Here is a 17,560-nt window from a genome sequence, read left to right as displayed (position 1 = left end):
TTATCACAAAGAGCAAACCTTGTTGCACTGTCGAGTACCTTAATTAGGCAATAAATCTACGGGTAATTAGTACTACTCGGCTATGACATTACTGCCTTTACACCTATAGCCTATCAACGTTGTCATCTCCAACGACCCTTAAAAGATGTCTCATCTTGAGGCAGGTTTCGCACTTATATGCTTTCAGTGCTTATCCTTTCCAAACGTAGCTACTCAGCGGTGCTCCTGGCGGAACAACTGATACACCAGAGGTTTGTTCAAATCGGTCCTCTCGTACTAGATTCAAGCCCTCTCAAACATCTAACGCCCGCAATAGATAGAGACCGAACTGTCTCACGACGTTCTGAACCCAGCTCGCGTGCCACTTTAATGGGCGAACAGCCCAACCCTTGGGACCTTCTCCAGCCCCAGGATGTGACGAGCCGACATCGAGGTGCCGAACCTCCCCGTCGATATGAGCTCTTGGGGGAGACTAGCCTGTTATCCCCGGAGTACCTTTTATCCTATGAGCGATGGCCCTTCCATACGGAACCACCGGATCACTATGTCCTGCTTTCGCACCTGATCGACTTGTAGGTCTCACAGTCAAGCACCCTTATGCCATTACACTCTACGCACGGTTACCAAGCGTGCTGAGGGTACCTTTGAAAGCCTCCGTTACTCTTTTGGAGGCGACCACCCCAGTCAAACTACCCACCACGCACTGTCCTTCCGTTAGGAAGTTAGGCTCCAAATAAACAAAGGGTGGTATTTCAACGTTGACTCCACTGACACTAGCGTGCCCGCTTCAAAGTCTCCCACCTATCCTACACATTGTTTATTCAAAGTCAATACGAAGTTATAGTAAAGGTTCACAGGGTCTTTTCGTCCCATTGCGGGTACTCGGCATCTTCACCGAGACTACAATTTCACAGAGCTCATGGTTGAGACAGTGCCCAGATCGTTACACCATTCGTGCAGGTCGGAACTTACCCGACAAGGAATTTCGCTACCTTAGGACCGTTATAGTTACGGCCGCCGTTTACTGGGGCTTCAGTTAATTGCTTCGGTTACCCTAACAACCTTCCTTAACCTTCCAGCACCGGGCAGGTGTCAGACCCTATACAGCATCTTTCGATTTAGCAGAGTCCTGTGTTTTTGATAAACAGTCGCCTGGGCCTCTTTACTGAGGCCAGCATTGCTGCTGGCGTCCCTTCTTCCGAAGTTACGAGACTATTTTGCCTAGTTCCTTAACCATGATTCACTCTAGCACCTTAGGATTCTCTCCTCGACTACCTGTGTCGGTTTTGGTACGAGTTGCTTCACTTCGGCTTTTCTTGGAAGCACTTTCCCCTACAACAACTTCGCCCGAAGGCTAGGTCTTGACTATTCCGTCAGTCTCCAGTAAGTACGGCACTCCGTCCCCTTTTTAGTGTGAGCAAGTATGGGAATATTAACCCATTATCCATCCACTTCCCCTTTCGGGTTCGCGTTAGGTCCCGACTAACCCTCAGCTGATTAGCATGGCTGAGGAAACCTTAGTCTTTCGGTGAGGGGGTTTCTCGCCCCCCTTTATCGTTACTTATGCCTACATTTTCTTTTCTGTACGCTCCACAAGGCCTCACGACCCTGCTTCTGTGCAAACAGAATGCTCCCCTACCAGATATAATTCAAAAATTATAAATCCATAGCTTCGGTACTATACTTATGCCCGATTATTATCCATGCCGAACCGCTCGACTAGTGAGCTGTTACGCACTCTTTAAATGAATGGCTGCTTCCAAGCCAACATCCTAGCTGTCAATGCAGTTCAACCGCGTTATTTCAACTTAGTATAGATTTGGGGACCTTAGCTGTTGGTCCGGGTTCTTTCCCTCTCGGACATGGACCTTAGCACCCATGCCCTCACTGCTGCGAAACATTTATTAGCATTCGAGTTTGTCAGGAATTGGTAGGATTTGACTCCCCCGCATCCAATCAGTAGCTCTACCTCTAATAAACTTGTCGCAACGCTGCACCTAAATGCATTTCGGGGAGTACGAGCTATCTCCCAGTTTGATTGGCCTTTCACCCCTACCCACAAGTCATCCGAAGACTTTTCAACGTCAACCGGTTCGGTCCTCCACTTTGTGTTACCAAAGCTTCAACCTGCCCATGGGTAGATCACAAGGTTTCGCGTCTAATACTACTAACTAAGCGCCCTATTCAGACTCGCTTTCGCTCCGCCTCCGTACCTGAAGTACTTAAGCTCGCTAGTAAAATTAACTCGTAGGCTCATTATGCAAAAGGCACGCCGTCACCCAACTTGTGGGCTCCGACCGCTTGTAGGCGTACGGTTTCAGGTTCTCTTTCACCCTTCTATTCGAAGTGCTTTTCACCTTTCCTTCACAGTACTTGTTCACTATCGGTCTTTCAGGAGTATTTAGCCTTGGAGGATGGTCCCCCCATATTCAGACAGGATTTCACGTGTCCCGCCCTACTCATTTATCATCTATGTATGCTTTTCAAATACCGGGCTATCACCGTCTGCGGCTGTTCTTTCCAGAACATTCTTCTAAACATATAAAGACTTTTGGGCTAATCCGCGTTCGCTCGCCACTACTTACGGAATCTCTTCGATTTCTTTTCCTCCGGGTACTTAGATGTTTCAGTTCTCCGGGTTTGCTCTCCATATAAATACAGAGTGACTGGTCTTCAACCAGCCGGGTTGCCCCATTCGGACATCTGCGGATCAATTCGTGTGTGCCGATCCCCGCAGCTTTTCGCAGCTTACCACGTCCTTCTTCGCCTCTGAAAGCCTAGGCATCCGCCATACGCCCTTAACGATTTCTTTCCTAATAATATATTAGTTCAGTTTGTTTGTCTAACACCGAAGTGTTAAACTAGTTTTATTTAAACTCGGCACTCGAAAGTGCTCGGTTTTCTCTTTGTGATGTTTTTATCGTTAATGTCAATGATCTTAAATCTTCTTGTCGAACTGATGAACAGAAATTGTTTTTGGCTCTTTCCGTAACTTTTAAATCAGTCTCTCAAAACTGTGAATATATAGGTCTCGATCCTATTAAACTTCCTGGTTATCCAGTCCGTTCTGCCTCCTCTGGCATAATTCTTAAATCTCTAAATGTAAATATCTTCTGTGCTTGCTTCCTGTTAGAAGCTTGTCGCTACATTGCTGTAACTTGTTCCCGTTATATCACTATAACTCTGTGGAGAATAAGGGAGTCGAACCCTTGACCTCCTGCGTGCAAGGCAGGCGCTCTAGCCAACTGAGCTAATTCCCCGCTAGTGTGAGACTTAGAGATTCTCAGATGGGAGATTTGAGACTTTTTAATCGTCTATCATCTCTTATCTATTGATCTCCCGTCTTATTATTAGTAGTCTCGGGCAGGCTCGAACTGCCGACCTCTACATTATCAGTGTAGCGCTCTAACCAGCTGAGCTACGAGACTCTCAATGAGTAATGGGTAATTAGTAACTAGTAAATTACTGAATTCCTCCCTCATACTCTATCTCCTTCCCTGATTACTAATCCTAGTGGGTATGTTTTTATAAATATCAACCAAATAAAGAAAAACAAAGCTAACTTTGAGCAAGTGCTCTGATACTTGCGTATCGTGTTGTTTGTTTATACTCTCCTAACGAAGAGTCTCAAAATGAGATGTTCCAGCCGCACCTTCCGGTACGGCTACCTTGTTACGACTTAGCCCTAGTTACTTGTTTTACCCTAGGCAGCTCCTTTACGGTCACCGACTTCAGGTACCCCAAACTTCCATGGCTTGACGGGCGGTGTGTACAAGGCCCGGGAACGTATTCACCGCGCCATGGCTGATGCGCGATTACTAGCGATTCCAGCTTCATAGAGTCGAGTTGCAGACTCCAATCCGAACTGAGACCGGCTTTCGAGATTTGCATCACATCGCTGTGTAGCTGCCCTCTGTACCGGCCATTGTATTACGTGTGTGGCCCAAGACGTAAGGGCCGTGATGATTTGACGTCATCCCCACCTTCCTCTCTACTTGCGTAGGCAGTCTCACTAGAGTCCTCAACTGAATGTTAGCAACTAGTGACAGGGGTTGCGCTCGTTGCAGGACTTAACCTAACACCTCACGGCACGAGCTGACGACAACCATGCAGCACCTTGAAAAATGTCTTGCGAAAGGTCTATTTCTAAACCGGTCATTTCCCATTTAAGTCTTGGTAAGGTTCCTCGCGTATCATCGAATTAAACCACATAATCCACCGCTTGTGCGGGCCCCCCGTCAATTCCTTTGAGTTTCATTCTTGCGAACGTACTCCCCAGGTGGCTAACTTATCACTTTCGCTTGGTCTCTGAGACTTGCGCCCCAAAAAACGAGTTAGCATCGTTTACGGCGTGGACTACCAGGGTATCTAATCCTGTTCGCTCCCCACGCTTTCGTCCCTCAGCGTCAGTTAAATTATGGTAACCTGCCTTCGCAATTGGTGTTCTAAGTAATATCTATGCATTTCACCGCTACACTACTTATTCCAGCTACCTCTAATTTACTCAAGACCGACAGTATCAACGGCAGTTTCATAGTTAAGCTATGAGATTTCACCACTGACTTATCGGTCCGCCTGCGGACCCTTTAAACCCAATAAATCCGGATAACGCTTGCACCCTCCGTATTACCGCGGCTGCTGGCACGGAGTTAGCCGGTGCTTATTCGTATAGTACCTTCAGCTAGATACACGTATCTAGGTTTATCCCTATACAAAAGAAGTTTACAATCCATAGGACCGTCATCCTTCACGCGGGATGGCTGGATCAGGCTTTCACCCATTGTCCAATATTCCTCACTGCTGCCTCCCGTAGGAGTCTGGTCCGTGTCTCAGTACCAGTGTGGGGGATCTCCCTCTCAGGACCCCTAAAGATCATGGACTTGGTGAGCCGTTACCTCACCAACTATCTAATCTTGCGCGTGCCCATCTCTATCCACCGGAGTTTTCAATATAACCAGATGCCTGGTCATATATTATGGAGTATTAATCTTCCTTTCGAAAGGCTATTCCCCTGATAAAGGTAGGTTGCACACGTGTTACGCACCCGTACGCCGCTCTCTCCTGAATAAATCCAGAATACCGCTCGGCTTGCATGTGTTAGGCCTCCCGCTAGCGTTCATCCTGAGCCAGGATCAAACTCTCCATTGTATGTTTGTCTGACTCACTCAAAGTTATAATCGCTTTTAGTTTTTCCTTACTTTTTTGGTTGTTATTTGTATGTCAATGATCTATTGTTCTTTTCGCGTATATCCAGGAACTCTTTCTGTCGTTGGTCCCGAATTGCGAGTGCAAAAGTATAAAGTTTTTTCTAATTGACCAAATGTTTTTCTTGGAATTTTAAAAGTATTTTAAGTTACCATTAAATCTGCTTTTCTTATCATTCAATCTCCTCCTACTTCGCTCCCCAGCTCTCTCGATTTGGGATTGCAAAGATAAGAATTTTTTCTTAATTTGCAAGCTTTTATTTTAATAAGTACAAAAGAAAGTTAATCCCTCTATTCTTACTTATATATTAACTCTACTGTTCTACTTCGCTACTCTGTTTTTTAGAGTGGTGCAAATGTAATCCCACTCAGTCAATCTCGCAACTTATTACCAATCTATTTTTAAAATGTGTATAAGTAATATTTTAACTTATTGACTAATAATTGAATATGTCTATTTCAGAGTTATCCACTTTATCTGATTATACTTTATTCAGGTGCATTAAACTAACAATGCGGTTGTAACTGAAGTAAAAAGATAGCTGTAAAATTAAGGTTTAGTGCTGAGTAGTTCTTGGCTCGTTATAAAGAAGACATGGAATTGAAACGGAAGTGCTCAACTTTAGCGCCGGGAAAATGATGTAGAAAGTTCCTAAGTATGGAAAGGAATCGCCTAAGGAAAATGGAAGAGTACTTAATATAGTTGTACGCCGTAATTTTTTAAAGATAAAGTAGCAGATTAAAACTACAATAATTACTATAACTAAATCAAAACCTACTCAGAAAAAAAACAGTACATTTCTTCCTGGAGAATTTCGGTGAACAGAATGTGGATAATCTCAATTGCTTTGTTTGATTTCTAAAAATGACCAGGGACCTTTGCTCTAGAAATATTTTGCTGAGAGGAATTTATTTTATCCTTAAAATAAAATCTGCTGACCAGCTCTGATTGTACAATTTAAAAATTACAAAGCATTTGATCATTAAAAAAGGAATCAAGCATTTGAACATTGTAATTTAAATTAGCAACTCAATAATTTGATTATACTATTTATAATATGTTACTAAAAATAATCTTAAAGTTTTTAAATAAATGCTCTATTGTAGTTTAATTACAAAAATTGATACTGCAATATAAATATATAAAATTACAATCCTTAAGTTTTCTTTTATACTATCTTAAAATAATTTCAGATTATAAAGAAGTCTCAATTAAATTAATTATTTAAGCTAAAAAATAAGATACTCTCTATTCTTTTGATATTAAAGATACCAAGCAATTAAAATCAATTAACTTTTATCTTCATCATGGTCATGTGGGTATCATAATATAATCCTAAAGGTTTGTTCGTTTTTGCAAGTGAAAGAATTATAAAAAAATAATATCATCATTTAAGGTCCGGATCGCAATTATAGATCAATTCAAAACTTAGAGTAAAAGAGAAAATATCTTAGTCTACAAAAACCATAATCTGAAAAATTTTTAATATTAAGATTTTGATTAATGAGTTAAGAAGATTAAGATTTCCTTCGGAAATCATCTCCAAATATCTATATGAGTTAATTCTCATTTTTGTCTCTCATCTCCCGTCTATTATCTGTTCATCTCATGTTTTTTAGTCTATTGCATTATTCGTTTGTGTTTGTTTCTCTGGCTTTTGGGCACAAAAAAACCTCATACAAATAAATGTATGAGGCTTGTTCTCCGCCGAGGCGGATAAAAAAAAGACTGGCGGCGACCTACTCTCCCGCGTTAGCAGTACCATCGGCGCTAGAGGGCTTAACTTCTGTGTTCGGAATGGGAACAGGTGAGCCCTCTGCTAAAACCACCCTAAAGGTTGTTTTGTACAAAAGGATGTACAGTATATGTATTTTAAATAGATTAGAGATTTATAGATTGGAGACACGAGACACATCGTCTCTTATCTCTTGTCTTTAAATCTTCTGTCTGATTTAAAAATCGATAAAATTATCACAAAGAGCAAACCTTGTTGCACTGTCGAGTACCTTAATTAGGCAATAAATCTACGGGTAATTAGTACTACTCGGCTATGACATTACTGCCTTTACACCTATAGCCTATCAACGTTGTCATCTCCAACGACCCTTAAAAGATGTCTCATCTTGAGGCAGGTTTCGCACTTATATGCTTTCAGTGCTTATCCTTTCCAAACGTAGCTACTCAGCGGTGCTCCTGGCGGAACAACTGATACACCAGAGGTTTGTTCAAATCGGTCCTCTCGTACTAGATTCAAGCCCTCTCAAACATCTAACGCCCGCAATAGATAGAGACCGAACTGTCTCACGACGTTCTGAACCCAGCTCGCGTGCCACTTTAATGGGCGAACAGCCCAACCCTTGGGACCTTCTCCAGCCCCAGGATGTGACGAGCCGACATCGAGGTGCCGAACCTCCCCGTCGATATGAGCTCTTGGGGGAGACTAGCCTGTTATCCCCGGAGTACCTTTTATCCTATGAGCGATGGCCCTTCCATACGGAACCACCGGATCACTATGTCCTGCTTTCGCACCTGATCGACTTGTAGGTCTCACAGTCAAGCACCCTTATGCCATTACACTCTACGCACGGTTACCAAGCGTGCTGAGGGTACCTTTGAAAGCCTCCGTTACTCTTTTGGAGGCGACCACCCCAGTCAAACTACCCACCACGCACTGTCCTTCCGTTAGGAAGTTAGGCTCCAAATAAACAAAGGGTGGTATTTCAACGTTGACTCCACTGACACTAGCGTGCCCGCTTCAAAGTCTCCCACCTATCCTACACATTGTTTATTCAAAGTCAATACGAAGTTATAGTAAAGGTTCACAGGGTCTTTTCGTCCCATTGCGGGTACTCGGCATCTTCACCGAGACTACAATTTCACAGAGCTCATGGTTGAGACAGTGCCCAGATCGTTACACCATTCGTGCAGGTCGGAACTTACCCGACAAGGAATTTCGCTACCTTAGGACCGTTATAGTTACGGCCGCCGTTTACTGGGGCTTCAGTTAATTGCTTCGGTTACCCTAACAACCTTCCTTAACCTTCCAGCACCGGGCAGGTGTCAGACCCTATACAGCATCTTTCGATTTAGCAGAGTCCTGTGTTTTTGATAAACAGTCGCCTGGGCCTCTTTACTGAGGCCAGCATTGCTGCTGGCGTCCCTTCTTCCGAAGTTACGAGACTATTTTGCCTAGTTCCTTAACCATGATTCACTCTAGCACCTTAGGATTCTCTCCTCGACTACCTGTGTCGGTTTTGGTACGAGTTGCTTCACTTCGGCTTTTCTTGGAAGCACTTTCCCTACAACAACTTCGCCCGAAGGCTAGGTCTTGACTATTCCGTCAGTCTCCAGTAAGTACGGCACTCCGTCCCCTTTTTAGTGTGAGCAAGTATGGGAATATTAACCCATTATCCATCCACTTCCCTTTCGGGTTCGCGTTAGGTCCCGACTAACCCTCAGCTGATTAGCATGGCTGAGGAAACCTTAGTCTTTCGGTGAGGGGTTTCTCGCCCCTTTATCGTTACTTATGCCTACATTTTCTTTTCTGTACGCTCCACAAGGCCTCACGACCTGCTTCTGTGCAAACAGAATGCTCCCCTACCAGATATAATTCAAAAATTATAAATCCATAGCTTCGGTACTATACTTATGCCCGATTATTATCCATGCCGAACCGCTCGACTAGTGAGCTGTTACGCACTCTTTAAATGAATGGCTGCTTCCAAGCCAACATCCTAGCTGTCAATGCAGTTCAACCGCGTTATTTCAACTTAGTATAGATTTGGGGACCTTAGCTGTTGGTCCGGGTTCTTTCCCTCTCGGACATGGACCTTAGCACCCATGCCCTCACTGCTGCGAAACATTTATTAGCATTCGGAGTTTGTCAGGAATTGGTAGGATTTGACTCCCCCGCATCCAATCAGTAGCTCTACCTCTAATAAACTTGTCGCAACGCTGCACCTAAATGCATTTCGGGGAGTACGAGCTATCTCCCAGTTTGATTGGCCTTTCACCCCTACCCACAAGTCATCCGAAGACTTTTCAACGTCAACCGGTTCGGTCCTCCACTTTGTGTTACCAAAGCTTCAACCTGCCCATGGGTAGATCACAAGGTTTCGCGTCTAATACTACTAACTAAGCGCCCTATTCAGACTCGCTTTCGCTCCGCCTCCGTACCTGAAGTACTTAAGCTCGCTAGTAAAATTAACTCGTAGGCTCATTATGCAAAGGCACGCCGTCACCCAACTTGTGGGCTCCGACCGCTTGTAGGCGTACGGTTTCAGGTTCTCTTTCACCCTTCTATTCGAAGTGCTTTTCACCTTTCCTTCACAGTACTTGTTCACTATCGGTCTTTCAGGAGTATTTAGCCTTGGAGGATGGTCCCCCCATATTCAGACAGGATTTCACGTGTCCCGCCCTACTCATTTATCATCTATGTATGCTTTTCAAATACCGGGCTATCACTGTCTGCGGCTGTTCTTTCCAGAACATTCTTCTAAACATATAAAGACTTTTGGGCTAATCCGCGTTCGCTCGCCACTACTTACGGAATCTCTTCGATTTCTTTTCCTCCGGGTACTTAGATGTTTCAGTTCTCCGGGTTTGCTCTCCATATAAATACAGAGTGACTGGTCTTCAACCAGCCGGGTTGCCCCATTCGGACATCTGCGGATCAATTCGTGTGTGCCGATCCCGCAGCTTTTCGCAGCTTACCACGTCCTTCGTCGCCTCTGAAAGCCTAGGCATCCGCCATACGCCCTTAACGATTTCTTTCCTAATAATATATTAGTTCAGTTTGTTTGTCTAACACCGAAGTGTTAAACTAGTTTTATTTAAACTCGGCACTCGAAAGTGCTCGGTTTTCTCTTTGTGATGTTTTTATCGTTAATGTCAATGATCTTATCTTCTTGTCGAACTGATGAACAGAAATTGTTTTTGGCTCTTTCCGTAACTTTTAAATCAGTCTCTCAAAACTGTGAATATATAGGTCTCGATCCTATTAAACTTCCTGGTTATCCAGTCCGTTCTGCCTCCTCTGGCATAATTCTTAAATCTCTAAATGTAAATATCTTCTGTGCTTGCTTCCTGTTAGAAGCTTGTCGCTACATCTCTGCAACTATTCTCGTTATATCACTATAACTCTGTGGAGAATAAGGGAGTCGAACCCTTGACCTCCTGCGTGCAAGGCAGGCGCTCTAGCCAACTGAGCTAATTCCCCGCTAGTGTGAGACTTAGAGATTCTCAGATGGGAGATTTGAGACTTTTTAATCGTCTATCATCTCTTATCTATTGATCTCCCGTCTTATTATTAGTAGTCTCGGGCAGGCTCGAACTGCCGACCTCTACATTATCAGTGTAGCGCTCTAACCAGCTGAGCTACGAGACTCTCAATGAGTAATGGGTAATGAGTAACTAGTAATATTATTACTGAATTCCTCCCTCATACTCTATCTCCTTCCCTGATTACTAATCCTAGTGGGTATGTTTTTTATAAATATCAACCAAATAAAGAAAAACTAAAAGCTAACTTTGAGCAAGTGCTCTGATACTTGCGTATCGTGTTGTTTGTTTATACTCTCCTAACGAAGAGTCTCAAAAATGAGATGTTCCAGCCGCACCTTCCGGTACGGCTACCTTGTTACGACTTAGCCCTAGTTACTTGTTTTACCCTAGGCAGCTCCTGTTACGGTCACCGACTTCAGGTACCCCAAACTTCCATGGCTTGACGGGCGGTGTGTACAAGGCCCGGGAACGTATTCACCGCGCCATGGCTGATGCGCGATTACTAGCGATTCCAGCTTCATAGAGTCGAGTTGCAGACTCCAATCCGAACTGAGACCGGCTTTCGAGATTTGCATCACATCGCTGTGTAGCTGCCCTCTGTACCGGCCATTGTATTACGTGTGTGGCCCAAGACGTAAGGGCCGTGATGATTTGACGTCATCCCCACCTTCCTCTCTACTTGCGTAGGCAGTCTCACTAGAGTCCTCAACTGAATGTTAGCAACTAGTGACAGGGGTTGCGCTCGTTGCAGGACTTAACCTAACACCTCACGGCACGAGCTGACGACAACCATGCAGCACCTTGAAAAATGTCTTGCGAAAGGTCTATTTCTAAACCGGTCATTTCCCATTTAAGTCTTGGTAAGGTTCCTCGCGTATCATCGAATTAAACCACATAATCCACCGCTTGTGCGGGCCCCGTCAATTCCTTTGAGTTTCATTCTTGCGAACGTACTCCCAGGTGGCTAACTTATCACTTTCGCTTGGTCTCTGAGACTTGCGCCCCAAAAACGAGTTAGCATCGTTTACGGCGTGGACTACCAGGGTATCTAATCCTGTTCGCTCCCCACGCTTTCGTCCCTCAGCGTCAGTTAAATTATGGTAACCTGCCTTCGCAATTGGTGTTCTAAGTAATATCTATGCATTTCACCGCTACACTACTTATTCCAGCTACCTCTAATTTACTCAAGACCGACAGTATCAACGGCAGTTTCATAGTTAAGCTATGAGATTTCACCACTGACTTATCGGTCCGCCTGCGGACCCTTTAAACCCAATAAATCCGGATAACGCTTGCACCCTCCGTATTACCGCGGCTGCTGGCACGGAGTTAGCCGGTGCTTATTCGTATAGTACCTTCAGCTAGATACACGTATCTAGGTTTATCCCTATACAAAAGAAGTTTACAATCCATAGGACCGTCATCCTTCACGCGGGATGGCTGGATCAGGCTTTCACCCATTGTCCAATATTCCTCACTGCTGCCTCCCGTAGGAGTCTGGTCCGTGTCTCAGTACCAGTGTGGGGGATCTCCCTCTCAGGACCCCTAAAGATCATGGACTTGGTGAGCCGTTACCTCACCAACTATCTAATCTTGCGCGTGCCCATCTCTATCCACCGGAGTTTTCAATACAGTCAGATGCCTGATCGTATATTATGGAGTATTAATCTTCCTTTCGAAAGGCTATTCCCCTGATAAAGGTAGGTTGCACACGTGTTACGCACCCGTACGCCGCTCTCTCTATTCCGAAGAATAAATACCGCTCGGCTTGCATGTGTTAGGCCTCCCGCTAGCGTTCATCCTGAGCCAGGATCAAACTCTCCATTGTATGTTTGTCTGACTCACTCAAAGTTATAATCGCTTTTAGTTTTTCCTTACTTTTTTGGTTGTTATTTGTATGTCAATGATCTATTGTTCTTTTCGCGTATATTCAGGAACTCTTTCTGTCGTTGGTCCCGAATTGCGAGTGCAAAAGTATAAAGTTTTTTCTAATTGACCAAATGTTTTTGAAGAATTTTAAAAGTATTTTAAGTTACCATTAATCTCCTTCTCTTATCATTTAATCTTATCCTACTTCGCTCCCCATCTCTCTCGATTTGGGATTGCAAAGATAAGAAGTTTTTCTTAATTTGCAAGCTTTTATTTTAATAAGTATAAAAGAATTTTATTCCCTCTATTCTTACTTATATATTAACTCAACTGTTCTACTTCGCTACTCTGTTTTTTAGAGTGGTGCAAATGTAGACTGACTCAACTGATCTCGCAACTTATTACCAATCTATTTTTAAAATGTGCATAAGTAATACTTTAACTTATTGATTAATAATTAAATGTGCCTATTTCAGAGTTATCCACTTTATCTGATTATACTTTATTTAGGTGCATTAAACTAACAACGCGGTTGTAACTGAAGTAAAAGATAGCTGTAAAATTAAGGTTTAGTGCTGAGTAGTTCTTGGCTCGTTATAAAGAAGACATGGAATTGAAACGGAAGTGCTCAACTTTAGCGCCGGGAAAATGATGTAGAAAGTTCCTAAGTATGGAAAGGAAACGCCTAAGGAAAATAGAAGAATACTTAATATAATGGTACGCCGTAATTTTTAAAGATAAACTAACCGATGAAGGACGCTGATAATGTCTATAACTAAATCAAAATCTTCTACGAAACAACAGTACATTTCTTCCTGGAGAATTTCGGTGAGCAGATAAGATAAGCTCTAGTGGTTCATTCGTTTTTGGAAGTAAGAATAATTGTAAAGGTAATATCTTGATCTGTATTTATGGAAGGTTCAGATATCAATTACAAATTAGTTTACAAACCTTACGTAAAAAGAAAATATCTTAAATCGATAAAAATGCTTCAAACTGAAATATTTTCAACATTAAGATCTGGATTAAGAAGTGAAGAAAATTAAGATATCACTCGGAAATGGAAACTTTAAAACGCTATTAGGTGATTGTGATTGTGATTTAAAAAAAATAACGGGATTACTGTTTTTAAAAGATAGTCGTTACCAACTTTTAATATGCTAAAGTTTTTACAGCTTTTATAATTGAAAGAAACTAGAGTTGAAATAGGAATTTAAGATTAACAAATGTAGCCTATATTTCCAGCTTATCTTAATCAAGGAATTTCTACACGATCATTTCATTAATTGCTACCTTAAACTCTATGATATTTTCCTCAAGTTTGGAATATGATAATTCATTGATAAACGTTTGATTGATTTTTATCAATAGATTAACTTAAAATATTGCCTAGTCACCAAGTTTTTACGCTTGATTCCGAAGTTTTGTTTTGATCATTTCTTTGTCTCGCGTCTATTAGTCTATCATCTATCCGTCTATTATCGTTCGTCTTTTTAGATTTTGCACACAAAAACCTCATACAAATAAATGTATGAGGCTTGTTCTCCGCCGAGGCGGTTTAAAAACTGGCGGCGACCTACTCTCCGCGTTAGCAGTACCATCGGCGCTAGAGGGCTTAACTTCTGTGTTCGGAATGGGAACAGGTGACTCTGCTAAAACCACTAAAGGTTGTTTTGTACAAAGGATGTACAGTATATGTATATTAAATAGATTAGAGATTTATAGATTGGAGACACAGACACATCGTCTCTTATCTCTTGTCTTTAAATCTTCTGTCTGATTTAAAAATCGATAAAATACTCTCCCGCGTTAGCAGTACCATCGGCGCTAGAGGGCTTAACTTCTGTGTTCGGAATGGGAACAGGTGAGCCCTCTGCTAAAACCACCTAAAGGTTGTTTTGTACAAAAGGATGTACAGTATATGTATTTTAAATAGATTAGAGATTTATAGATTGGAGACACGAGACACATCGTCTCTTATCTCTTGTCTTTAAATCTTCTGTCTGATTTAAAAATCGATAAAATTATCACAAAGAGCAAACCTTGTTGCACTGTCGAGTACCTTAATTAGGCAATAAATCTACGGGTAATTAGTACTACTCGGCTATGACATTACTGCCTTTACACCTATAGCCTATCAACGTTGTCATCTCCAACGACCCTTAAAAGATGTCTCATCTTGAGGCAGGTTTCGCACTTATATGCTTTCAGTGCTTATCCTTTCCAAACGTAGCTACTCAGCGGTGCTCCTGGCGGAACAACTGATACACCAGAGGTTTGTTCAAATCGGTCCTCTCGTACTAGATTCAAGCCCTCTCAAACATCTAACGCCCGCAATAGATAGAGACCGAACTGTCTCACGACGTTCTGAACCCAGCTCGCGTGCCACTTTAATGGGCGAACAGCCCAACCCTTGGGACCTTCTCCAGCCCCAGGATGTGACGAGCCGACATCGAGGTGCCGAACCTCCCCGTCGATATGAGCTCTTGGGGGAGACTAGCCTGTTATCCCCGGAGTACCTTTTATCCTATGAGCGATGGCCCTTCCATACGGAACCACCGGATCACTATGTCCTGCTTTCGCACCTGATCGACTTGTAGGTCTCACAGTCAAGCACCCTTATGCCATTACACTCTACGCACGGTTACCAAGCGTGCTGAGGGTACCTTTGAAAGCCTCCGTTACTCTTTTGGAGGCGACCACCCCAGTCAAACTACCCACCACGCACTGTCCTTCCGTTAGGAAGTTAGGCTCCAAATAAACAAAGGGTGGTATTTCAACGTTGACTCCACTGACACTAGCGTGCCCGCTTCAAAGTCTCCCACCTATCCTACACATTGTTTATTCAAAGTCAATACGAAGTTATAGTAAAGGTTCACAGGGTCTTTTCGTCCCATTGCGGGTACTCGGCATCTTCACCGAGACTACAATTTCACAGAGCTCATGGTTGAGACAGTGCCCAGATCGTTACACCATTCGTGCAGGTCGGAACTTACCCGACAAGGAATTTCGCTACCTTAGGACCGTTATAGTTACGGCCGCCGTTTACTGGGGCTTCAGTTAATTGCTTCGGTTACCCTAACAACCTTCCTTAACCTTCCAGCACCGGGCAGGTGTCAGACCCTATACAGCATCTTTCGATTTAGCAGAGTCCTGTGTTTTTGATAAACAGTCGCCTGGGCCTCTTTACTGAGGCCAGCATTGCTGCTGGCGTCCCTTCTTCCGAAGTTACGAGACTATTTTGCCTAGTTCCTTAACCATGATTCACTCTAGCACCTTAGGATTCTCTCCTCGACTACCTGTGTCGGTTTTGGTACGAGTTGCTTCACTTCGGCTTTTCTTGGAAGCACTTTCCCTACAACAACTTCGCCCGAAGGCTAGGTCTTGACTATTCCGTCAGTCTCCAGTAAGTACGGCACTCCGTCCCCTTTTTAGTGTGAGCAAGTATGGGAATATTAACCCATTATCCATCCACTTCCCCTTTCGGGTTCGCGTTAGGTCCCGACTAACCCTCAGCTGATTAGCATGGCTGAGGAAACCTTAGTCTTTCGGTGAGGGGGTTTCTCGCCCCCTTTATCGTTACTTATGCCTACATTTTCTTTTCTGTACGCTCCACAAGGCCTCACGACCCTGCTTCTGTGCAAACAGAATGCTCCCCTACCAGATATAATTCAAAAATTATAAATCCATAGCTTCGGTACTATACTTATGCCCGATTATTATCCATGCCGAACCGCTCGACTAGTGAGCTGTTACGCACTCTTTAAATGAATGGCTGCTTCCAAGCCAACATCCTAGCTGTCAATGCAGTTCAACCGCGTTATTTCAACTTAGTATAGATTTGGGGACCTTAGCTGTTGGTCCGGGTTCTTTCCCTCTCGGACATGGACCTTAGCACCCATGCCCTCACTGCTGCGAAACATTTATTAGCATTCGGAGTTTGTCAGGAATTGGTAGGATTTGACTCCCCCGCATCCAATCAGTAGCTCTACCTCTAATAAACTTGTCGCAACGCTGCACCTAAATGCATTTCGGGGAGTACGAGCTATCTCCCAGTTTGATTGGCCTTTCACCCCTACCCACAAGTCATCCGAAGACTTTTCAACGTCAACCGGTTCGGTCCTCCACTTTGTGTTACCAAAGCTTCAACCTGCCCATGGGTAGATCACAAGGTTTCGCGTCTAATACTACTAACTAAGCGCCCTATTCAGACTCGCTTTCGCTCCGCCTCCGTACCTGAAGTACTTAAGCTCGCTAGTAAAATTAACTCGTAGGCTCATTATGCAAAAGGCACGCCGTCACCCAACTTGTGGGCTCCGACCGCTTGTAGGCGTACGGTTTCAGGTTCTCTTTCACCCTTCTATTCGAAGTGCTTTTCACCTTTCCTTCACAGTACTTGTTCACTATCGGTCTTTCAGGAGTATTTAGCCTTGGAGGATGGTCCCCCCATATTCAGACAGGATTTCACGTGTCCCGCCCTACTCATTTATCATCTATGTATGCTTTTCAAATACCGGGCTATCACCGTCTACGGCTGTTCTTTCCAGAACATTCTTCTAAACATATAAAGACTTTTGGGCTAATCCGCGTTCGCTCGCCACTACTTACGGAATCTCTTCGATTTCTTTTCCTCCGGGTACTTAGATGTTTCAGTTCTCCGGGTTTGCTCTCCATATAAATACAGAGTGACTGGTCTTCAACCAGCCGGGTTGCCCCATTCGGACATCTGCGGATCAATTCGTGTGTGCCGATCCCGCAGCTTTTCGCAGCTTACCACGTCCTTCTTCGCCTCTGAAAGCCTAGGCATCCGCCATACGCCCTTAACGATTTCTTTCCTAATAATATATTAGTTCAGTTTGTTTGTCTAACACCGAAGTGTTAAACTAGTTTTATTTAAACTCGGCACTCGAAAGTGCTCGGTTTCTCTTTGTGATGTTTTTATCGTTAATGTCAATGATCTTAAATCTTCTTGTCGAACTGATGAACAGAAATTGTTTTTGGCTCTTTCCGTAACTTTTAAATCAGTCTCTCAAAACTGTGAATATATAGGTCTCGATCCTATTAAACTTCCTGGTTATCCAGTCCGTTCTGCCTCCTCTGGCATCATTCTTAAATCTCTAAATGTAAATATCTTCTGTGCTTGCTTCTTTTAAGAAGCTTGTCGCTACATTGCTGTAACTTGTTCTCGTTATATCACTATAAC

At 43.4% G+C, this 17,560-nt stretch carries 4 tRNA genes, 7 rRNA genes and 1 other annotated feature; all 11 genes read right to left on the bottom strand.

Annotation, left to right across the window (positions count from 1 at the left end):
• Positions 1-46 precede the first annotated feature (46 nt).
• Positions 47-2,812, bottom strand: a 23S ribosomal RNA gene (locus tag Q73A0000_RS15775).
• 374 nt (positions 2,813-3,186) lie between these two features.
• A tRNA-Ala gene (locus tag Q73A0000_RS15770) sits at positions 3,187-3,260 on the bottom strand.
• 94 nt (positions 3,261-3,354) lie between these two features.
• Positions 3,355-3,428 (bottom strand) — tRNA-Ile (locus Q73A0000_RS15765).
• A gap of 202 nt (positions 3,429-3,630) precedes the next feature.
• A 16S ribosomal RNA gene (locus Q73A0000_RS15760) occupies positions 3,631-5,148 on the bottom strand.
• A 1,783-nt stretch (positions 5,149-6,931) separates the two neighbouring features.
• Positions 6,932-7,038: ribosomal RNA gene (gene rrf, locus Q73A0000_RS15755) — 5S ribosomal RNA — on the bottom strand.
• A 181-nt stretch (positions 7,039-7,219) separates the two neighbouring features.
• Positions 7,220-9,978 (bottom strand): 23S ribosomal RNA (locus tag Q73A0000_RS15750).
• 371 nt (positions 9,979-10,349) lie between these two features.
• Positions 10,350-10,423 (bottom strand) — tRNA-Ala (locus Q73A0000_RS15745).
• Between the two features lie 94 nt (positions 10,424-10,517).
• Positions 10,518-10,591, bottom strand: a tRNA-Ile gene (locus Q73A0000_RS15740).
• 210 nt (positions 10,592-10,801) lie between these two features.
• Positions 10,802-12,316, bottom strand: a 16S ribosomal RNA gene (locus Q73A0000_RS15735).
• Positions 12,317-13,920: 1,604 nt separating this feature from the next.
• Positions 13,921-14,023 (bottom strand): 5S ribosomal RNA (gene rrf, locus Q73A0000_RS15730).
• Positions 14,024-14,164: 141 nt separating this feature from the next.
• Positions 14,165-14,247: a sequence feature (5S ribosomal RNA rRNA prediction is too short), on the bottom strand.
• Positions 14,248-14,427: 180 nt separating this feature from the next.
• Positions 14,428-17,191 (bottom strand): 23S ribosomal RNA (locus Q73A0000_RS15725).
• Together the 16S, 23S and 5S rRNA genes with 4 tRNA genes alongside form the textbook arrangement of a ribosomal RNA operon.
• Positions 17,192-17,560: the final 369 nt, after the last annotated feature.

It is taken from the genome of Kaistella flava (ex Peng et al. 2021) (assembly GCF_015191005.1).
GTDB classification, from domain to species: Bacteria; Bacteroidota; Bacteroidia; order Flavobacteriales; family Weeksellaceae; genus Kaistella; species Kaistella flava.
Note: the sequence above shows the minus strand (reverse complement) of the source record. Positions and strands in the feature narration are given on the sequence as shown.